Source organism: Candidatus Magnetaquiglobus chichijimensis, assembly GCF_045865675.1.
Taxonomy (GTDB): Bacteria; Pseudomonadota; Magnetococcia; order Magnetococcales; family Magnetaquicoccaceae; genus Magnetaquiglobus; species Magnetaquiglobus chichijimensis.
Map to the genome: position 1 here is coordinate 1,128,081 of NZ_BAAFGK010000004.1, position 21,007 is coordinate 1,149,087.

Annotated in this window: 17 protein-coding genes and 1 tRNA gene; 15 read left to right on the top strand and 3 right to left on the bottom strand. The window is 61.5% G+C overall.

The features are described from left to right. Positions 1 to 63 precede the first annotated feature (63 nt). Together ACOY6C_RS09175 and ACOY6C_RS09180 are read right to left on the bottom strand one after the other, a co-directional pair. On the bottom strand, positions 64 to 4,011 hold the full coding sequence (locus ACOY6C_RS09175; RefSeq protein WP_420905171.1) for a CHAT domain-containing tetratricopeptide repeat protein: 3,948 nt from the start codon (positions 4,009 to 4,011) through the stop codon (positions 64 to 66). Between the two features lie 89 nt (positions 4,012 to 4,100). Continuing rightward, positions 4,101 to 4,391, bottom strand: coding sequence for a hypothetical protein (locus ACOY6C_RS09180; protein ID WP_420905172.1), 291 nt, complete (start codon positions 4,389 to 4,391; stop codon positions 4,101 to 4,103). Between the two features lie 298 nt (positions 4,392 to 4,689). Here ACOY6C_RS09180 and yidD point away from each other — a divergent pair, with 298 nt between their 5' ends. The 11 genes from yidD (at position 4,690) to mltA (ending at position 13,661) form a co-directional block, all read left to right on the top strand. After that, a complete protein-coding gene (gene yidD / locus ACOY6C_RS09185; RefSeq protein ID WP_420905173.1) occupies positions 4,690 to 5,130 on the top strand; it encodes a membrane protein insertion efficiency factor YidD in 441 nt (146 codons plus the stop codon). Positions 5,131 to 5,174: 44 nt separating this feature from the next. Then, the gene (gene gspG, locus ACOY6C_RS09190) at positions 5,175 to 5,639 is read left to right on the top strand and encodes a type II secretion system major pseudopilin GspG (protein ID WP_420905174.1); all 465 of its coding nucleotides are present in this window, start codon (positions 5,175 to 5,177) and stop codon (positions 5,637 to 5,639) included. Beyond that, entirely contained in the window at positions 5,636 to 6,145 is a 510-nt protein-coding gene (locus ACOY6C_RS09195; protein WP_420905175.1) for a pilus assembly FimT family protein, read from the top strand. Before gspG ends, ACOY6C_RS09195 begins: the two co-directional genes overlap by 4 nt. Then, positions 6,136 to 6,504: a type II secretion system minor pseudopilin GspI gene (gspI, locus tag ACOY6C_RS09200; RefSeq protein WP_420905176.1), complete on the top strand. Its 369-nt coding sequence runs from the start codon at positions 6,136 to 6,138 to the stop codon at positions 6,502 to 6,504. Before ACOY6C_RS09195 ends, gspI begins: the two co-directional genes overlap by 10 nt. Next, on the top strand, positions 6,501 to 7,154 hold the full coding sequence (locus ACOY6C_RS09205; protein WP_420905177.1) for a PulJ/GspJ family protein: 654 nt from the start codon (positions 6,501 to 6,503) through the stop codon (positions 7,152 to 7,154). The genes gspI and ACOY6C_RS09205 overlap by 4 nt, the downstream gene beginning before the upstream one ends. Beyond that, positions 7,151 to 8,257 (top strand): type II secretion system minor pseudopilin, encoded by a 1,107-nt coding sequence (locus tag ACOY6C_RS09210; protein ID WP_420905178.1) that lies wholly within the window; start codon positions 7,151 to 7,153, stop codon positions 8,255 to 8,257. Before ACOY6C_RS09205 ends, ACOY6C_RS09210 begins: the two co-directional genes overlap by 4 nt. Further along, positions 8,254 to 9,588: a type II secretion system protein GspL gene (gspL, locus tag ACOY6C_RS09215; RefSeq protein WP_420905179.1), complete on the top strand. Its 1,335-nt coding sequence runs from the start codon at positions 8,254 to 8,256 to the stop codon at positions 9,586 to 9,588. Before ACOY6C_RS09210 ends, gspL begins: the two co-directional genes overlap by 4 nt. After that, a complete protein-coding gene (locus tag ACOY6C_RS09220; protein WP_420905180.1) occupies positions 9,585 to 10,100 on the top strand; it encodes a hypothetical protein in 516 nt (171 codons plus the stop codon). The genes gspL and ACOY6C_RS09220 overlap by 4 nt, the downstream gene beginning before the upstream one ends. A gap of 58 nt (positions 10,101 to 10,158) precedes the next feature. Continuing rightward, entirely contained in the window at positions 10,159 to 10,959 is an 801-nt protein-coding gene (locus ACOY6C_RS09225; protein WP_420905181.1) for a hypothetical protein, read from the top strand. Between the two features lie 181 nt (positions 10,960 to 11,140). Further along, complete coding sequence (locus ACOY6C_RS09230) at positions 11,141 to 12,139, top strand: polysaccharide deacetylase family protein (protein WP_420905182.1); 999 nt, start codon at positions 11,141 to 11,143, stop codon at positions 12,137 to 12,139. A gap of 217 nt (positions 12,140 to 12,356) precedes the next feature. Continuing rightward, on the top strand, positions 12,357 to 13,661 hold the full coding sequence (gene mltA / locus ACOY6C_RS09235) for a murein transglycosylase A (RefSeq protein ID WP_420905183.1): 1,305 nt from the start codon (positions 12,357 to 12,359) through the stop codon (positions 13,659 to 13,661). 645 nt (positions 13,662 to 14,306) lie between these two features. Here the strand turns inward: mltA and ACOY6C_RS09240 are convergent. Beyond that, complete coding sequence (locus tag ACOY6C_RS09240; RefSeq protein WP_420905184.1) at positions 14,307 to 17,144, bottom strand: bacteriohemerythrin; 2,838 nt, start codon at positions 17,142 to 17,144, stop codon at positions 14,307 to 14,309. Positions 17,145 to 17,453: 309 nt separating this feature from the next. Between ACOY6C_RS09240 and ACOY6C_RS09245 the strand changes: the two genes are divergently transcribed. From ACOY6C_RS09245 to ACOY6C_RS09260, 4 genes are all read left to right on the top strand, one after another. Next, positions 17,454 to 17,530: transfer RNA gene (locus tag ACOY6C_RS09245), tRNA-Ile, on the top strand. An 831-nt stretch (positions 17,531 to 18,361) separates the two neighbouring features. Then, on the top strand, positions 18,362 to 18,937 hold the full coding sequence (locus tag ACOY6C_RS09250) for a transposase (protein WP_420905185.1): 576 nt from the start codon (positions 18,362 to 18,364) through the stop codon (positions 18,935 to 18,937). Between the two features lie 247 nt (positions 18,938 to 19,184). Beyond that, positions 19,185 to 19,856 carry a transposase gene (locus tag ACOY6C_RS09255; RefSeq protein ID WP_420905186.1) on the top strand — a complete coding sequence of 224 codons (672 nt, stop codon included), beginning with the start codon at positions 19,185 to 19,187 and terminating at the stop codon, positions 19,854 to 19,856. A gap of 170 nt (positions 19,857 to 20,026) precedes the next feature. Further along, complete coding sequence (locus ACOY6C_RS09260) at positions 20,027 to 20,926, top strand: class I SAM-dependent methyltransferase (RefSeq protein WP_420905187.1); 900 nt, start codon at positions 20,027 to 20,029, stop codon at positions 20,924 to 20,926. The last annotated feature ends 81 nt before the right edge of the window (positions 20,927 to 21,007 follow it).

Below are 21,007 nucleotides of genomic sequence, written 5' to 3' on the forward strand. Positions count from 1 at the left end.
TCACCGACAAAACGCACCGACAAGACGCCGATGGCGTCGTGGCGACTCGATGATCGTCAGCCCCTATTTCCCCACCAGCATGAATGCCGACCAGACATACGGATAGGACCACTCCTGGGAGTTGATCATCTCCAGACGCGACTCGCGCAGTGCGTCATGGGCGCTCATGCCCTGCAACATGCGCTTGTAAAGCCCGGTCATCAACGCCTGGGTTCCCGCGTCGCTCACCTCCCACAACGAGGCGATCACCGCTTCGGAACCCGCCTCCTGGAAAGCGCGACGCAGACCATACACACCCTCGCCCTCGTGAATCTCGCCCAGACCGGTTTCGCAGGCGGAAAGCACCGTCAGGCGGGTGCCGGTGAGATCCAGCCCCAACACCTCAAGCGCGGTCAATACCCCATCATTTCGGGTATCGATCTCACCCAGATAAGTGGCATTTCCGTTGATACCTGCAAAAGCAAGACCAGAACGCAGCAGCGGGTTGTCCCCCGGAGGCGGCAAAGGCACCTCGCCGCCGCGCTGCATCTTGAGCAGACGCTTGCGCAGGCTGTCGTCCGGCTTCAAGAAGAAGCCGTGGGTGGCCACATGCAGCATCTCCGGCGGCTCCTCGATCGACTGAACCACCTTCTCCTGGGCGTCGTTCTGGAGATAGATCCGGCTCTCCCTCTTTTCGTCCACCCCCTTGGCCTGGCTGATGATCAGCTTGCCCTCCTTTTCGGCGCCGGGCAGGGGATCGAAATGCAATCCGCGCATGCCGCTCGAAAAGGCGCGCATCCCCTCCTTGACCTCGCCGGAGGCAGCCGAACGCTTGCCGGCAATCTCGGCGATCACCTCGCGTTCCACCACCTTGTCGGAGTTGTAATCCGGTCCGGCCAGGATCAACAACCCGCCCTTGGCCGCCGGAATCTCCGAGGGGATCAGATCCCGGCTCGAGGTAAGGATGTGCAGATCCAGGGTCTTGGCCAGCCAGTTCCCATCCTCATCGGCCAGCGCGTTGAAGGGGAGAATGTTCAACATCCCGTCCGGCACCACATAGACCTTCTCCCGACCGCCGAGGGCCTTCTTGAGCGGCGCCCAGATCAGATCGTAGGTCTCCTGACCGGCCTTGATCAACTCCTCGTCCTCGATGCCCTCCTCCTGGATCGAGGTGCGATAGGCGACGATCGCCTTTTGCATCGTCTCCATGTCGCTGTGGTAGGGGATCATGTCGAAGACCGGACCCTCCTTCTCGCGCCGCAGCACCCCGGCCACAAGACGGCTCTTGCCCTGATCGCCGTAGATCAGAAAATCGACCAGCACCGCATCCTCGGGCAGATGGGCCACCAGTTTGTCCACCGTCACCGCGTCCACCGAACGCCGGAACCGCTTGCTGGCCCGTCCCAGCTCGAGTTGCAGACGATCGACGGTATCCTCAAGTTCGTGGAGGGTCTTGAGATGGCTATCCCTGGTCTCGGGGGTTGGACCGGAGAGGGTCAGGGCGGCCAACTTCTTGCGCGCCGCGGTCAAACGCCGACCGATCGCATCGAGCTGGGCATTCTTCGACAACTGCACCACCTGACGCATCTCGGCGGTCACCTTGAGCAGCATTCCCTTGCGCTGCATGCCGATGTCCATCAACTCCTTGCCACCCACCTTGGCATCCTGACGGGTGACCAGGTTCAGGAAGGTGTTCAACTCCTCGCGATGCAGCCGGATGTACCCCTCGCGGGCGTTATCCCCCGTGGCCCACAGCATGCGGTTCAAAAACTCGGTACGCCGGTCGAATCCCTCGCGCCGCACCGTGAAGGCCTCCTTGAGGGAAGGTTCGTCCTTCTTGGCTTCCAGCACGTCGGCCAGGGCGTTGAGCGCCTCGAAGGTGTACGGATGCTGCTTGCCGAGCACCTCCTCGCCCAGTTGCAGCGCGCCGCGCAACAACTCCTCGGCCTCCTTGAGGCGTCCCATGTCCAGATACAGGGCCCCCAGGTCGCGCATGGATCGCACCACGTCCATGTGCCTGGGTCCGAGCGACTCCTGACGCTTGGCCAGCGTCTTCTTGAAAAGCGCTTCCGCCTCCTCCCTGGCGCCGAGCTTGTGCTTGACCCGCGCCAGGTTGTTCATCGCCTTCAAGGTTTTCTGATGTCCCTCGCCGTACAGCTCGCTCCACTGGGCCAGCACCTTCTCGAAGAGCGGTCCGGCCTCCTTGTGGTTCTGTTGCAGCATCATCAGATAGGCCAGGTTGTTCACGAAGGCCACGCTGTCCGGATGCTTCTCCCCGAGCGTCTTGGCGGAAGAGACGATCGCCTGGCGATACAGGGGCTCGGCCTTCTCGAAGTTGCCCTGGCTCTCGTGCAGAAGGGCCAGATTGTTCAGCGTGGCCAGGGTTTCGGGATGATCCTCCCCCGCGACCTTCTTCGACCCCATCACCGCCGCGCGCAACAACGGCTCGGCCTCGTCGAAGAGCCCCTCGTTCTCGAGCACCAGGCCAAGATTGTTCATCACGTTGATCGAGGCCTGATGCTCGGTGCCCACGATCTTGCGGTAGCCGTCCAGCACCTTGGCGTAGAGCTGTTCGGCCTCGGCCAGCCGCCCCTGGCGGCGGTAGACCCCGGCCAGACGGTTCCGGGTGGCCAACAAATTGGGATGCTCGACCCCCAGAAGCGCCTCCTCGCCCTTCAAGACCTCCAGAATCAGCGGTTCCGCCTTGTCGTACTCCGCGGCGTCCTCATGCACCGACGCCAACGCCCCCAGGGCATCGAGCAGCGCCTGTTGCCCCGCCGGATCCCGTTTCGCCAGCTCGATCACCTCTTCCAGACTCTTGCGGGCCTCGTCGAACCGACCATCCTTGCGAATCAACTCCGCCGCCTCGACACGGGCGCTCAAGGCGCTCGGAGCCGTGGGCAGAAGCGCCACCCGATGGATCCCCGCCGCCTGGTCGTAGAGCGCCAGGGCCCCCTTGAGATCCCCCTTGCGGGCCAGCGTGGCGGCGGTCAGGGTCAGACAGTCGGCCAGACGCGGATGGTTGCTCCCCAGCGACTTCTCATACAAAGGACACGCGCCGGTCAGAATCTTATGAGCCGACGCCACATCCCCGACATTCAGGTGCAGACGCGCCAGGGCCAAACCGTTGTCCAGGGTCACCGGATGATCCGCGCCGACCGCCTCGCTCCACCCCTTGACCACCGCCGCGCGAATCCCCAGGGCCTTGGCCATGTTGCCGACCGCCTCGTGCAGGTCGGCCTGCTGGCCGAGCAGCTTGAGGGTCTCCGGGTGATCGGCGCCCAGGATCTCCACCCCCAGGGCATGGGCGGCTTCCAGTCCGGCGGCGGCATCCGGAGCCACCCCCATCTGGAACAACAACAGCGCCCGCTCGCGCAACGCCACCAGCCCGGTATAGTGCTTCTCCCCGAACTCGCTCTTGGCCATCTCCACCGATTTTCCGGCCCGCTCCAGGGCGCCGTTGGCATCGCCGCGCGCCATCAGCGCCGCAGCCTCCTGATTCAAGGCGGACCAGGCACGGGCGGCGATCATCTTCTCTGGAGCGAAACCGGCCACGCTGGCCAACTTCTCGTCGTATTTGGCCGGCAGCGCCTCGCGCAGACGCACGATCGCCTCGTTGGCCATCGCCACCTCGGGTTGACGCCCGGCCTCGGCGGACAGACCCGCCGCCTTCACGAACAGCTCCACCGCCTTGGGATCCTTCCTGGCCTCGGCCTCGGAGGCCGCACGCAGCGCCTCGACCGCCGCATCCTTGGGAGCCTCCTTGGCGGCTTCCTTCTTGGCCGGAGCCTCCTTGGCGGCTTCCTTCTTGGCCGGAGCCTCCTTGGCGGCTTCCTTCTTGGCCGGAGCCTCCTTGGCGGTTTCCTTCTTGCCCGGGGCCTCCTTGGCCGGAGCCTCCTTGGCGGTTTCCTTCTTGGCCGGAGCCTCCTTGGCCGGAGCCTCCTTGGCCGGGGGATCCGCCGCAAAAACCGAACACGGAGTCAGCAACAACGCCAGGGCCAAGAGACTGGGCACGCCCAACGCGCGCGCCATGCGAAGGCTCTTTCCAGACAGGCGGGGATTTACCATACCCATGATCCTATTTCTCCGAAGCGTTCATGAACAATAGTATCGAAAGACGCTCAATCCGATTGGCCAATTCGCGCGATCTCTTCGCGGACCAATCGTTCGGCCATCTCGGGAAGAATATCCCGCAACATGATTCGGGCGGTTTCGCGGGCGGTCCGCTCCACCAGAGGTTCGAAGGCCTGCCGCAACGCCTCGGCCAGCAAGGCTGGCTCCACGGGCACGGAAAAGGCCTCGGCGCGCAGACGCTCGACCTCCTCGCCGATGATCCGGCGCGTCAATCCGGGCAGATGGGCCTGGACCAGCTCCGACAATCCAGGGCGCAACCCCAGGGAGAGCGCGGTCACAGGATCCCCGTTGGATGCAACCCCCACGAGCGACCCCCGACAGATCTAAAGAGATGGTCGATTCACGATAAACACCCATTTATCCAAATCAAATTCGGCATTTTTCATTCTAACACGAAATGCGCGCGACATGGAATTGTTTTTCAAATCCCCACAAAATGTTACAAGATGTTGAGATCGTTGCGCTCCTCCGGATACGGAGATCTTGCACGTCGCGCCACGAATTTGCATGATGGAGCCCTGGATCCACCCTCATCAACGGTCGTTCCAGGACAATCACCCCGAACGAGTCGTCGCCATGTCTTCGATACCCCCCCATGCCCTTCCGCCCCAAACCGTTCGCGGGACTCTCCCCGGAATCGCGATTCTGGCATTTCTGGCCATCTGCCACGCCACCAGCCCGGCCCACGCCAACGAAAACCCCCTCGAATACCACCCCCTGCCCGCAGTCAAACGGGCCCAGTCCGATCCGGTCGTCCAATGGCTGCTCTTCCCCTTGCGCCTCTATTCCCATACGATAAGTCGCGTGGATGGCGATCGGTGTCCCTCGCACCCCAACTGCTCCCATTACGCCAAACAGGCCATCGAACGCCACGGCGCGCTCACGGGACTCATGCTCACCATCGACCGACTGATCCACGAACGGGGAGAGATCGACCGGGCGCCGAGGATCCTGGCCCCGAATGGGACGCAACGACTCCTCGACCCCCTGGCAGCCAACGATTTCTGGCTGGAATGACCGTGACGGGCCAACCAACCCAAAGCATAAAGTGAGATCAACGCATGAAATCAACCGTGTACACTCCGCCACCCCGCCTCTCCCAAGCCGGCTTCACCCTGATCGAAATCATGGTGGTGGTGGTGATCCTCGGCATCCTCGCCACCCTGATCATCCCCAAGGTGATGAGCCGTCCCGACGAAGCCCGGCAGACCAAGGCCGTGCTCGACATCCAGTCCATCGGCCAGGCGTTGGACCTCTACCGCCTCGACAACAACAACTACCCCACCACCGAGCAGGGCTTGCAGGCGCTGGTCACCAAACCGGAGAGCGAACCGATCCCCCGGCGCTGGCGTTCGGAAGGGTATCTGCCCAAACCGCCGGTCGATCCGTGGAGCAATCCCTATGTCTATCTCTCCCCCGGTCTGCACGGGGCCTATGACCTGATGTCCCTGGGCGCCGACGGCATGCCCGGCGGCGAGAACAAGAACGGGGACATCACCTCCTGGAACCTGGAAATCAAGCCGTGACGCCACGCCGTCCGGTCAACGGCTTCACGTTGCTGGAGGTGATGGTCACCCTGTTTCTGGTTTCGATTCTCCTCTCCCTGGTGATCCCCCACCTGGCGCCGCACAAACTGGAGGGGCTGCGCGTTTCGGCCAACCGCTTCCGCCATGTGCTGATCTGGTTGCGGGATCAGGGCGCCTCGGGCCTGGCCGACTACCGCCTGCGTCTCGATCTGGTCCAGGGGGGCTATCACCCCGAGGTGCGCGACGGAGAGAGCTTCCTGCCGGTCGCCGATCCCCTTCTGACCCCCGGACACCTGAACTCCGCCGAAGGGCGGCTGATCTGGATCCCGGACAAAAGCGATCTGGCCGACTTGAGCGAACTGGCCATCCCCTTCACCCGCTTCGGGCCGATCAAGCCGATCCTGGTGCAGTTCGCCTCCAACACGGAACCGGACGGCTTCACCGTCTCCTATCGTCCCGAATGGAGCCAACCACGCCTGGAAGCGGGACTGAAACGATGGGAATAGCCTCCCGGCATGCGCGCGGTTTCACCCTGTTGGAGATCCTGGTCGCCATGGCCCTGATCGGCGGTCTGTTCGTGGCCATCGGCGCGATCCTGAACAAACAAACCGACACCCAGTACCGGCTCGAGGAGCGACTGGGCGCGGCCCAGGTCGCCAGCAACCAGATGGAACTCTTCTTCGCCGCCGGCTGGCCGGTCACCCCCGAGGAACTGACCGGCGAGGAGGAGATGGGCGGACGCCTGTACACCTGGAGCCGCCGCATCCGCCGCACCGAAGACGGACGCGGCCAGATCGCGCGCATCGAGGTGGCGCGCGAAAAAACCGTCCTGTTCGCCGAACGGTTTCAATGGCCGGGATCGTGAAACCCGATGCAAGGCAGGGCGGGCTTCCCCCTGACGGCGGACCCACCGCGCGGGAATCCCGTTCCGCGCGCGCCGGTTTCACCCTGATCGAAGCCCTGATCGCCCTGAGCATCGCCGCCCTGATCATGACCGGGGTCTATCAGACGGTACGCTCCGGAGCGGCGCGGACACGTCTGCTGGAGGAGCGCGCCGAGACCGTCCATCTGTGGAACCATCTCAAACGGGTGATCCGTCGCGACATCGAACATCTGGAAAAGGAGCCTCCGGCGCGTCTGATCCGCGAGGGCAAGGAGCTTCTGGTCCTGCGCTGTCGTGGCGACCTGGTTCCCGAATGGCGCATGGGACCGCGGGTGGAGGTACTCTACCGCTGGCGTTCCAAGGTCGAGGAGACGGGAATGATCTGGGAACGGGCGATCCTGCCGGCGGGCCGCAATCGGGAAGAGGCCGTGGTGACCCTGACCATCGACAAAAATCTCGACGAGCTGGCCTATGACCTGCTCGACCCACAGGAGTGGCGCCCCTTCGGCGAAGGGGCGCAAACCCCGTGGAAGGCGCTCCGCTGGCGTTTCACCTGGAAGGACATCGGTCCCTGGAACCTGATCGTCAATCTCACCCCCATGCCGGTCATTCAACCACGGGTGCAACCATGATCCCACGGCGCGAACGGGCCGGCGCGGCACGGCGGGACGAACGGGCCGGCGCGGCACGGCGGGACGAACGGGCCGGCGCGGCACGGCGGGACGAACGGGCCGGCGCGGCACGGCGGGACGAACGGGCCGGCGCGGCACGGCAGGACGAACGGGCCGGCGCGGCGCAACCGCTCCCACGGCGCGAACGGGCCGGCGCGGCGCAACCGCTCCCACGGCGTGAACGGGCCGGCGAACGGGGCATGGTGCTGCTGGTCACTCTGGCGGCCATCGCCTTTCTGGTGCCGCTGGTCTACGCCGGCATGGATTCGCAACGGTTTCAGATGCGTCAGGTGCAACGGGAGCTGGAGCTGGAAACGGCCCATCGCCACGCCCAGTCGCTGTTGACCTGGGTGGTGGCGATCCTGACCCTCGACGGCATGCAGGGCGGCATGATCGATCACCCGCGCGAACCGTGGGCCATGCCGGTCACCTTGCCGGACAACCCGGACGGCGAGGCCGAAGCCATGGTCGAGGATGGGGGGCGACGCTGGAATCTCAACGCGCTGCGCAAGGAGGATGGTCATCTGAACCTGGAATTGCGGGTGGTCCTGACCCGACTGGCCTCCCGCGAGGGGATCCCGACCCATCTGATCGAACGGCTGGTGGAACGGCTGGTGCCGTTCGATGCCGCCCCCTCGGGCGGGGCCGCGCCGGGCCTGACCCCGGAACCCCTGCACGACCTGGAAGAGCTTCTGCTGCTGCCGGATTGGAACCGGGAAGCGTTGGGAAAACTCGCGCCCTTTGTCAGCGTGGACGATACATGCAAGAATAGCCGCTTGAATCTCAATACCGCGGGCTTGAAGGTGCTCGAACCGCTGGCTCCGGAGATGAATTGGCAAGGTGTGGTGGAACAGCGCATGAAAACCCCGATCAGCCAGGTCAATGACCTGGCCGCCATGGGCGTGACCATTCCGACGGAGATGCTCAATCTGGTGACCACCGGCGCGAGCTGCTTTTCCGCGCGCATCCGTTCCCGCGTGGGTGGCTCGGCGGCGCTCCTGAACGCGCAACTGATCCGCACCGGCCCGAAAGTCACCGTCAGCCGCATGGGTTGGGACGGATGAAATCGCGCGCCACATGGGGCGCGGTCGCTGCCGCCTCTTCCGAAAAACCGCTCTGGGCACGCCTGGTCGATCGGGATGCGCCGCGCTTCGAGTGCGGCCTGCCGGTGATCTCCGGCGGAGAACGCGGGGTTCTGGCCGGGATTTCGGCACTCGACATGGCGGTGCGCACCTGCACACTCCCCTTTGCGCGCCGGGATCAGATCTGGGCCGTGCTCCCCCAGGAGTCCGCCGACTCCCTGGTGCGACGGTTCGAGACGCCCTGTCACGCCATGCAGTGGGAACCGGTCGAATCCGGGGCCTGGGTGTTTCACGCCGTATGCGAGCGGACCGCGATGGATGGGCTGCTCGACCGCCTGCGTGAATCATCCATCAAGCCGGTGGGGGTGGTGATCGCCGAGCTGGGGGCCTGGCCGCTGCTGGAGGTCGCCCATCTGACCGGCACCACCGGTCCGACGCTGGTGGTGGACGGCTCGGCCACGCCGTGCGCCCTCTACCTGGTCGAGGATGGCCGGATTCGGGCGCTGCGTCTCGTGGCCCCGGCCACCGAAAACCTCGGCGAGGAGGCGCTCCTGGAGGAGCTGACCTGGCTCATCGAGGAGACCACCACCCGTTTGAACGATCCCGCCGGCTGTCGCGCGATTTTTCTGGGTCGCACCCGCGACTTCTGGCGTCCGTTGTGGGAGAACCACGGCCTGGGCGCGGTGGAGATCCCCACCCTGGACGCCCTCGGGCAAGGGTTGAAACAGTGGGAGTTCCTGCGCCCCGCCGGACTGGCCCTGGCTGCAGCGCGGGGGCAACACGAACGGCTGCTCGATTTTCTGCATGGGGCCGGCGAACGACAATGGCACGGCTGGTTGCGTCCCTGGCGGGGAGCCGGGATTCTGGCGCTGATGTTCCTGATGGCGTGGGGCGGCGAGGAGGGGTGGCGCCATCACCAGGCCAAAAGCCGTCACGACCGGCTCAAGGCCGAAACCGAGGCGATCTTTCGCGAGGCCCTGCCGAACATTCCGGTGATCGTCGAGCCTCTCTCCCAGATGAAACAGGCGTTGGGACTGATGTCCGGAGGAGGCAGGGAGGGGGATTTCCCGACCCTGGGCGCCTGGATCGGCCTGATCCAAACCTCGGTCCCGGCGGATACCAAGGTCAAGTGGCTGCGGTTGCGGTATGAGCCCGGCGAGGTGCAACTCAACGGCGAGGTCCCTTCCTACAACCATCTGGACAAGTTGCGCGCCGCCTTGCAGCCTCTGGCCAAGGGCAAGGAGACCCGCATGGACGAAGCGCGCATCGTCCCGGAGAGCAAAACGGTCCGTTTCCGCCTGGTGCTGCCATGAACGAATCCGACAAACGCCTGGTGCTGGCCCTGGCCCTGATCGCCTCCACGCTGCTCATGATCGTGCAGGGAATGAGCTGGATCGACGAGAGCGTGCAAACCTGGGAGGCCAAGGCCAAGGCCCAGGAGTCGGTGCGACGCGAGGTGGCGAATCTGGCCGGACAGATCAAGGCGCGACGCGGTTCCGGCCCCCGGGAGAAAACCCCTGCCCCGTCCAAACCCGACGAAGAGGCGATCAACTCCCTGCTTCCCTGGCTGGAAAAAGAGACCGCCGCCATGCAGCTTGGCGACAAGATGCAGCAGATCGCGCCGATCCCGGTGAAGACCAACGAAACCCCCTCCCTGCGCGAAAAGGCCGATCTGACGCTCAAAGGGATCTCCATGGAGACCGCGATTCGTCTTTTGACCCGCCTGGAGTCCCATTCGCGCCTGAGGGTGGTGCGCGGGGATCTCAAACGCGCCGAAAAGGATGCGCCGGGGGTGTCGCTCTCCTTGGAAGTCGGGCTTTTGTGAGGCAGGCGCGCATGAACGGACCCATGAACGTAAGGCTGGCATCACAAGGCGGGCGGGCATGAGCAAACGGGCGATCCTCGGTGTGATGCTGGTGCTGATCCTCTCCTACGGGGCGGGTCTGGCGCTCTTCATGCCGCCGGAACGGCTCACCGGCTGGTCACGGGCCCTGATCGGCGAACGCATGAGCTGGCAGAAGCTCTCCCTCGGCTGGGATGGCATCCGCTTTTCCAAGGTCCGTTTCACCCCGCCGCTCTTCAACCCGGATCGCGACATCGATTCGATGCGCTTCCATCCATCGTTTCTCCCGCTCTTCTCCGGACGGCTGGGCGCAGGCTACGAGATCGGCATGGCGTTCGGACGTCTGGAGGGCGAAGGAAGCTGGAACGGTCATCAGGGGCGTCTGGAGTGGCGGTTGCACCTGGAGGAGTTGGGCAAGCTGGCCGGTCTGTGGCTCGGCCCCCTGGGCGCCGAACTGCACGGCAAAGGGTTGGGATCGGGTTGGATGAACGCCTCCACCGACGAACCGCACACCCTGGAGAGCGGCGAAGGGGAGATCCAGTTGCAAGGGGTGGTGGCCTTCGGGGCCAAAATCGAGCCGCTGAACCTCTCGACCAAGGTCAAGGAACCGAACCTCGTGGAGATCGCCCTGGCCGGCAAGGGGGATGTGGCCGTCTCCGGCAAGATCACGGCGCGCTTCCTGCCCGCCGATCCCCGTGCCGGTCCGCTCCACGGCGAAATCCAGATCCAGCCGGTCAAGACCAATCTGCCCGGTCTGGCCGGTCAACTCCTCGCCCGAGGCCAGCCGGTGCGTCTGCTCCTCTCCGGCACCCTGGCCAACCCCCAGTGGCGCATGCCATGATCCCCCTCCCGTCGGAGCCGGTCATCAACCTCCGCACGATCTCCGCCGGCACGAACAGTGGCGCATGCCGTAATCCCCCTCCCGTCGGAGCCGGTCATCGACCTCCGCACGATCTCCGCCGGCACGGACAGGCAACGCCCCACGGGGATCCGACGCGTCCCGAATCCCTGACCAGCGCGCCATGAACGATCATCCCCACCACCCGTTCACCTCCCGACCGCTCACCCGCCGCCAACTCCTGCGCGCCGCTCGGACCGGGGCACTGGGGGCGTTGCTGTCCGCCTTTCCGACCCACGCCGACGAACGGCTTCCTGCCTGCCATCTCCAGGCCGATTATCAACCCCTGGAGCAGTTCGGCCAGCTCGCCGGCACCCCGGATCCGGTGCGGTTGTTGCGGGCGTTCACCTTGAAGGACGAACACCTGGTGCTGACCCTGGATCCGGACTCCCTCACCACCGCCATCCATCCGCGCGAGGCGGTGACGTTGCTCGATGCGCCACCGGACAATCAAACCCACAGCCGCCACGCCCGCGCCCTGGCGCGTCAACTGGCTCCGCCCCATCCGCTGGTCAACGCCGGCATGCGGCGCGCGACGCACCCGGTCGCGGGTTTTTGTCTCACCATCGATCTCTGTCCCGCGCCCAAACCCATGGAGCAACGACTGTTCGAGGCACTCCTCGCCCACGACCTGCCCCGTCCGGTTCCGGTGGCCATCGCCGTCTCCGGGGGCTGGATCCGCCGACACGAAAAAGCGTTCCACTGGCTGGGCGCCCGCCACGCCGAAGGGGCGTTATCCATCACCTGGATCAACCACTCCCACACCCACTTTTACGCGCCGGGACGACCCTACCCGGACAATTTTCTCCTGGCCAGGGGCAGCGATCCGCTCTGCGAGGTGCTGGCCCTCGAATGGCTGCTGATCCGGCAAGGGGTGACCCCTCCGCCCTATTTCCGCTTTCCGGGACTGGTCTCCTCCCCGGCGTTGCTCGAAACGGTGAGCCGTCTGGGATTGATCGCCATCGGTTGCGACACCATCCTGGCCGATGGCGATCGCATCCGTCCAGGAGGCATCGTGTTGATTCACGGCAACGGCAACGAAGCGCGCGGCGTGGAACGGCTGTTGGAATACCTCAAAAACACACCCAAGCCGCAACTCGTTCCCCTGTCGGAACTTTTTTGATTCCACGCCAGACCTCAAGCCTGTTTTCGTCGCCAGGGCAGATACGATTCGCAACATCAAACCTTGCGACAATCTCCAACGGATGGCAAAAACGTGATCTGGCATTCGGGTCGAACGGACCGGTTTTCGCCAGGCATGTTCTCTTCTCGTGATCACAGGTGTTGCCGTGAAGCGTTTATGGCCGTTGTTTTCGATTGTCCTGGCAATGGGATTGTTCATGACCGGATGTCAGCGACAGCCGGTGGAAGAGGTGGTGGAGGGAATTCGAAAACAGGCGGTCGATGAAGCCGACGCTCCCACCGATGGAGGCAGTCTGCGTTCGGTCGCCTGGTCGGAAATTCCGGACGAACTGTTCAAGGATGGGGCCATCCAGACCTGGGGCGAGGCTTTGGCCCAGAGCGCCCAGTATTACCGACGCCTGCCGCCGGAACAGACGTTCGAATTCGGCTCCTACAAGGTGAGTGCCGCGCGCATGCATCAGGCGACCCAGGAGCTTGCCGAACTGGCCAGGTCCGGGGATCTGGTCGGATTGGAACAGGTGTTGAAAAGCCGATATCGGCTCTACCGATCGATCGGGGGCAACTCGAAGGGCAATGTGCTGGTGACCGGCTACTACGAGCCGTTGCTGCACGGCTCCACCAAGCCCTCGGCGCGCTATCACTACCCGCTCTACCGACTGCCGCCGGATCTGGTCAACTGCGCGGATCGCAAGAAGGGGTGTCGGATGGAGCGTGGCAAACCGGCGCCCTATTTAGCCCGCGCACAGATCGACGCCCCCTATCTGACCAAACCGGAACCCCAGAAAACACCACCACCTCCTCCGGCCAAGAACGCCAAAAACGCCAAGAACGTCAAGAAGGAGAGCAAGACGACGAAAAAAACGGCCAGGTCAAAACCTGCCGGCCCTCTGGCCAATCGCGGGTTGGAACTGGTGTGGGTGGATAACGTGATCGACGCCTTCTTTCTGCACATCCAGGGATCGGGTCGGGTGCAGATGGACGATGGACGCTTGATCCGTGTGGGGTATGCGGGCACGAATGGCCGTTCCTACAAGGCGATCGGGCAGATTCTGATCGACGAAGGGAAGATTCCCCACGAGGAGATGACCATGCCGCGTCTGCGTCAGTGGTTGATGGACCATCCCAAGGAGCAGCAACGGATTTTCTTTGCCAATGCCTCGTATGTCTTTTTCCGGGAGATGGCCGTGGACGCGGTGGGCAACATCAACGTCCCCTTGACCAAAGACCGTTCCATTGCCACGGATCACCGACTCTTTCCCAAGGGCGCGCCGGGAATTTTGTACACCACGCTGCCGATCATGGGCGCGGACGGCAAAAGCGTGACCGGCTGGCGTCCGGAGACCCGTTTCATCGTCAATCAGGACACCGGGGGGGCGATTCGCGGTCCTGGTCGGGTGGATCTGTTCTTTGGATTCGAGGAGAACATCGAGTATCAGGCTGGCGTGATGAAACAGAACGGTTCGAAGTTCTATTTCATCGCCCCGATCCCGGAGAAACGGTAAGGTCGTCGTATTGGCGGCAAGGTCGTCGTATTGGCGGCAAGGTCGTCGTATTGGCGGCAAGGTCGTCGTATTGGCGGCAAGGTCGTCGTATTTGGCCAGGAGTCCGGAGACCGCAAGGTTCCCGGACTCCGTGCGGAGGCAGAGCCAAAACGCGCAAGTAACTGATTCACCACCCCCTCATGCAAATTCACATTCCCCCGTTTCCCTGCGGTCAACAGGAGAATGTACAAAGGACGGCGCGCGCTTGCGCATTTTTCGCAAAAACCGCTTATCGTAAAAGCGCGCGAAAGGCCAAGTCAACGTCATAAAAACCAAACCTCAGGGCTTCGCCCCGAACCCCACCGGGGGCGATAATCGCCCCCGGCCCCCCGTAATAGAGGGGGACCTGAATCATTACACGCGCAAAAAGGCACAAGAACAGTATACGTCCCAAGGGCTTTGCCCTTGAATCCCACCAGGGGCCAATGAATGGCCCCTGGACCCCGCCCAAAGTAGGGGGCCTGAATCGTCACAAACCAACAAACAACGCCAAGGTCAAAACCTCAGCGCCTCGCCACGAACTCCACCAGGGGCCATTCCCCGCCCCCCGCCACAGAAAGAGCCCCACCCCCCACCAGAGACCCCTGCCGTATCGACGAAGAGGGCTCAGATCACGCCCTTCTCCTTGAAATACTGCACATACCGCATGTCGGTGCGCAGGATGTGCTGCACCAGCCAGGATTTGGCCAGAGTCAGCAGATCCATCGGCGCGGCGAAGTCGCCTTCCTGGAATTTCTTCATCAGGTCACTGACCTCGTTCAACAGCTTGACGTGCTTCTCCTTGTGGGCGGGAGTCTCCGGATACTGGTACTTCTCGAACAGCTTCTCCTCGCGCCCGAAATGGAAATGGGTGTAATCAGCCAGCTCGGCAATGATCTTCATGACCTGATCCCTGCCCGCGCTCTGCTTGAGCAACTTGTGGATCTGATTCACCATGTCCACCAGCTTCTTGTGGTCGTTGTCGATGTCCACCATACCGGTATCCAGATTGCCGGTCCACGGGAAGAAAACCGAATCGTCCTCGATATCCTTGCCGTTCTCCAGATAGAGGATATCCAACAGCGAGAAAAGTTTGCGAACCATTGCCAGATATTCAAGCAACCTTTTGTCCGCCAGTTCCGTCCCCTCTTCGGAGACCTTGAGAATCCGCTCCAGGGTCTCGACCGCCTTGGCGAAGATCTGGCCGTGCTGGCGACTCATCTCCTGGAATCGAAGGCTGTTGCCATAATCGCTCCCGGCGGTGGCCTGAATCCAGGCGTGCAGCGGCGAATCCTCGGGCTTGAGCCACTGTTCGCGCGGGAGGTGGATGCGTCCGGAGATCGCCTGCTCCATGCGGCTGTGCCAGACAAGGAAGAAGGCCTTGGAGGCGCGCATGTCGAAGATCGGCGTGCCCAGATCGGCCTCGGCCTGGGCGGCATAGAGCGCGCCGCACATATCCTGCAACACCTCGCCCATGCGGGCGAACTGGGTCGAAGAGCCTCGGGTCATCGCCACCACGGAGGAGGCCTCGCCCATGTTCTGCTGCACCACGTTGGAGGCCTCCAGCGTGGTTTGGGTGGAGGCCATGATGTCGTTGGAGAGCACCTGGGCGTGACGGGTCATGTCGGCCATCGACTCGGCGGCCATGGCCACGGTCGAAGCCGACTTGGCCACCTCGCCGGTGCCGGCGGCGGCCTCCTGGGCGGCGCGCGCCACCTCCTGGGCGGCGGTGCCCAACTCCAGGGCGCTGCGGGTCACCTCGCCGGCGGCCTTGGCCACGTCATCCATGGCGTTCGAAATGGTCACCATGGCCATGGATTGCATCTCCACCGATTCGGTGATCTCGCGGTTGGCCTCGTTGATGCGGTCGATGCTCCCCGCCACGCTCGAATTGGCCTCGGTGGCCTCGCGGGTGTTGCCCTGGATGCGGTTGATCTTCTCGGAGATCATCCGGGTGGCATCCCCGGTCTGACGGGCCAGCTCCTTCACCTCGTTGGCCACCACCGCGAACCCCTTGCCCGCGTCGCCCGCGCCGGCGGCCTCGATCGAGGCGTTCAGGGCGAGCATGTTGGTCTGTTCGGCGATGTTGTTGATGATGTCCACCACGTCGCCGATCTCCTGGGCCGAGGAGGAGAGGCGATCCATCACCTCGCGCACGCCGAGGGCGTTGGAGTGGGCGGTTTCGGATTCGGCGCTGGCGCTCTGGCAACGACGGTTGATCTCCTCGAGGGCCGAGGTGATGTTCTCGATGGAGGAGGCGACATTCTTGACCGACTCATCGACCCGCGTGAGGTTGTTGTTCACGCCGTCGATGTTGGCGGTGATCTCCTCGGCGGCGGCGGCCATGGTGGCGATGTTGGCGCTCGCCTCCTCGGCCCCGGCGGCGATGGTGACGATGTTGTGGGTCACCTCCTCGGCGGCGGTGGCGATGCCGTTGACGCTCTCGGTGGATTGTCCGATCGCCAGGGTGATGGTGTTGACCTCCTGGGAGAGGGTGTCGTTCTTCTCGGAGACCCCTTCGACGATCCGTTGCGAGCTGCTGGCGTCGTCACCGATCTGATCGCGGATCTTGATCAGTTCCGCGACGCAGGCGGTGATGCCGCCGGAGTGCATGTTGATGATGCGCATGATCTTTTCCAACCGGTCGGCCAGCCGGTTCACCGCATGTGCAATGCCGGTGGGATCGGCACCCTTGCTGCGGATGCGAATGGTCATGTCACCATCCGCCAGACGCCGAACCGTATCCTCCACCAGATGGATGTCGCCGCCCACCTGGAACAGAATGGTCTTGGCGATGACGAGCGACAAGGCAACCAGCACGATCAGCACGACGAGGATCTCTTCGAGCAACAGCATCAGGTCGGCACGAAACGCCCGATCCACGTCGTCGATGTAGATGCCGGTGCCCACGATCCAGCCCCAGGGCTTGAAGCCCATCACATAAGAGATCTTGGGAATCGCCTTGGCAGGATCCTTGGGATCGGTCCAATCGTAGGAGACAAAGCCGGACTCCTGTTTCTTGACCACCTCCACGAATTCCAGGTAATGGGCTTTGCCGTAGTGATCCCTGAGACCCGAAACATCCTTGCCCTCCAGATCCGTTTTGTTCGGATGCATGACCATTCTCGGGGTCATGTCGTTGATCCAGAAGTAGTCGTGCGCGATGTCACCATAGCTGAAGGTGCGAATCATCGCCTTGGCGGCCTCTTGGGCCTGGGTCTGGTTCATCTCGCCGGCGAGCTGCTTGGCATGAAAGAATTTCAGGACATCGTGGGCAGTGTCCACCAACTGGCGGGTTCTGGTTTGGCGATCTTCCAGCATCCCGTCCTTTTTGGCATGCAAAAGCAGCATGCTGGTCACCACGAGGCTCAGAATCGCCAAGACCAGGATGGTGGCGATCCGTTTGGGCAGGCTCAATCGGCCAATGTAGGCCGAAACGACGGAGAGCGATGAGGAGGATTTCATGGGCTTGCCTTTTCCGGAAGGGATGGTGAAGCATGAATATCCCATGATACCTTGATTGATTAACAAAACGGAAGGGAACTTGCGACGGGTTGCGTAAATCCTTGCTCCCGCGCGGCTTGCACGCCAGAAACTGCCGGCTCCGCCAGCACAGAATCAAAGCCAGCGTGCCCGTTCATGCCCCCCCCGGATGTCGCAACCTCCATGCAAATGGCGTCGTCACCCACCCCTACGCGAAAAAATAAAAAAAAATCACTTTCCCCTTGACCTTCTTTGAAAGCTCCGCTATAAAGGGGAGTGTTTCCCGGCTGAGGGCCTATAGCTCAGATGGTTAGAGCGCACGCCTGATAAGCGTGAGGTCAGTGGTTCAACTCCACTTAGGCCCACCATCCTCCGCAGCACCTCCTGCATCAAACGACATCATGATGGGAAAAAACTCCCCTCACCCTCCCGACCGTGAACCTCTTCTTTGCAAGGGCCACGGTCAAAAAATCCCCTGCCATGACTTCTACCCGTCTGTTGTGCTGGTTGGTGGTATCTTACGTTAAGCTAACCATCCTCTGATCTTTAATGTTATTAAAAAAATGACACCTTAATCAATTATCTTAAGTAACACCCCCGGCAGAGCCGGGGGCTTTCGATTGCTTGGCCCCTCAAAGATGCCTTTTCGCAATCGTGAAAAATCAAAACCATCACTCAATTCCAGTCTCGCCGTTCTGACTGGCCATATCCGCGCATGGTTTGAGGGTATAGAAATTTACTATTCAAGAGAGACTTCCAACGCTTTATGAGTTGCCCGGCAAAGCCGTAGGATTACCTGTTGGATTTATAATATTTGACTTTTACTTATCTATTAATATAATTAATCATTTTGAAATAAAATCCACTCATAAACCGCCCATACATGAGTCCTCCGCAAAAAGCCATTTTTAACAAAAAACGGACTTCGCAACCTGTTGATTTTGCCAAATCACATCTCCCATAAATACCGGATAAAGGGACTCTTTTCGGGAGGTTCATTGCTGCAGACCCCGAAAAAAGTCGCGGCGGCGGTTTATAATCCCCTCCCAGGAAGGGACGGTTATGGTATGATCTTTATGGGATTATTCAATGAAACCATAAGAATGAATGTGCATGTTTTGCCTGACGGATGGTCAACTCAGCCTGTTTGAAGCGCATTTTTGGATGCCGGATGGGCATCGTGAGGAGTTGGAGCGGAGTTGGCCGCACATTTTCCGCACGAAGGTGCTGAAAATGCTCCCGGAGAACCGTTTGCCGGGCTGTACCACGCCAGCGTGGGGTGTCCGAACACGCCTGTCGCCATTCTTGTGTCGTTGTCGGTGCTCAAGGAGATGTTCGATTTGACCGACGAGGCATTGATGGGTTCGTTCCGGTTTGATCTGCGTTTTCACTACGCACTTGGTCTGAGCATGGAGGAGACAGGCGTCACGTTGCGGACGTTGGAGAATTTCCGGGCGCGGGCAATGAAATCAGAGGCGGTGGGGGCGACCTTCCAAGAGGTAACGGATCGGATCATCGAAGCCCTCGGATTGAACACGGGGCAGCAGAGGCATGATTCGACCCATTTTCGTTTCAACATGACGAACCTGACGCGACTGGGGCTGTTCGTCCGGACGCTGGAGCACTTTTTGGGCGGGTTGCCAAGGTGTTTCCGGCGCGGTTTGCGGCGCTGCCGGAGGAAATCCGCAAACGTTACGGGGAGCGATCCGGACGATTTGCCGACGCCAAATCCAGCGAGGGAAGACGGCGTTTGGAGACGGCGGCAGAGGACATGATGTTTCTGGTGCAGCGGTTCCGGGAGTAGTCCAAGGTGGCGGCGTTGCCCGAGTTCACCCTGCTGGAACGGTTGCTGTCCAGCAGTGCCGGATCGAAGAGGAAGTCGTCCTTCTGAAAGAGGGCAAGGAGATCGCTTCGGACAACCTGCAAAGCCCGTTCGATCCCGAGGCCAGCTACGACGGACACAAAGGGGTTGGGTATCAGGCCCAGTTAAGCGAGACCTGCGCGGCGGACAACCCGATCCAGATGAACACCCGCATTGAGGTGGAACCGGCGCACCAAAGCGATCAATACGCCCTGATCCCCGCCTTGGATGATCTGGTGAAGCGGGAAATCGCGCCAGAGAAAATGTTCGCCGATACGGCCTACAACAGCGGCGACAACCTGATTGCGGCGGCCCAACGGGGTGTGGATCTGGTAGCCCCCACGCCTGGCCAGGGAGATCGGGACGGAATCGGGCTGGGCCATTTCGAGTTGGACCTGAAGAAGTATCGGGTGGTGGCCTGTCCCGAAGGGGCAGCACCGATTCGCAGCCGACTCGGCAAGGATCAAAGGACGCGCAATCTGCAGTTCGATCCGACACGATGCGCTGTCTGCCTTTTGGTGGACGACTGCCCGGCGGGACGGCAGGGCGGGCGGTTGCGGGTTCATCCCCGGGATATCGCCACAACCTACAGTCGGGCACGGGATGAACGTGAGCCATTCAAAAAAGCGTATGCCATCCGCGCTGGAATCGAATCGGCCAACGCAGAACTCAAGACGGCTCATGGGCTGGACAAGGTGTGGACACGAGGGCTGGTCCGTGTCGCTTTCGCGGTAACGATGAAGACCCTGGCTTGCAACGTCAAGCGCTCTATGCGCTACAGTTGCGCCCAATTGACGAGGAATCAGACGGAATTGATCGAAATGACAACCTAAAGGGAGGAATATCCCCTCGTCTGGAGACAAAAATCGGCCGACTTGATCTCTGACTTGCGCTTAGAGCAAAAAAACCGTCCAAATCGACTCCAGGACGGTCAATGAGCTTGAGATACGCGAGGGCTTCTTTCGGGGGACTCAAGGTTGCCAATTCGTGAAAGGAGCACCGCATGATCGCTGATACGACACAAAACTGCCCGATTTGTAATCACTCGACACATTGGTATATGCCCTTTATGGATCAGGAGTCAGGCCAATCCGTCATGCGGAAAACCGGCTATGCGTGGCATTTGTGTACTCGCTGCGGCAGCGGATACCCATCCGTGGCTGCGAATCTCGACGATCTGCAAAATTATTGGCACATCAATCGATTGGTTTCTGTGCCCGACCTTGATGATCAGGCTGTCTGGGAACGGCGTATTGCCTATTCCCGCTATTGGGCAGACAAAAGTTGGCAAACGTTGCAACCGTTTTTGTCCAGGCCACAAAAGCGCTTTCTGGATATCGCTTGCGGATTGGGACTGACGGTCCGCAAGTTTCACGAGCAGGGTTGGCAGTCCATGGGCATCGACGCCGATCCCAATACCCAACGCTTTCATCAGCAATTCGACGTAGATTGCGTCATTGGTCAATTCGAACGGTATCAAATGGCTGGACCATGGGATGTAATTTCGATTGCGCATGCCATCTACTTTGTTGATAACCCGCGCGCATTCTTTGCCCGGGTGAAGGAAAATCTTGCGCCAGGAGGAATCTTTCTGGTGATTGTGAGCGATTTTGCATCCGTTCTCGCCGATGCTTTGCCAAGCCAAGTGCATACTTGGTATCCCTCCGGCGGTGCAATGCAGTATGCGTTGCACCAACATGGCTTCGAGGTGCTAAAAAAAGAACAGCATCACGGATCCATCTTCTTCCTGGCAAAACCTACCCAGAGTTCTGTAGCCGCACGAATCAACCATTGGGATCTGTTGCGCATGCGCTGGCAGCGAGTCGCCTATCTCTGGTGTGGACGACCTGCCCTGCACCTTTTTCGTACCACAAAGCGGTGGTTCCAGAGATGGATATTATAAAATTTTTATCGTCATAATTGAAAAATTATAAATATTTATTACAATATAACAATAAATTAAAGCATTAATTTGAAATAAAGC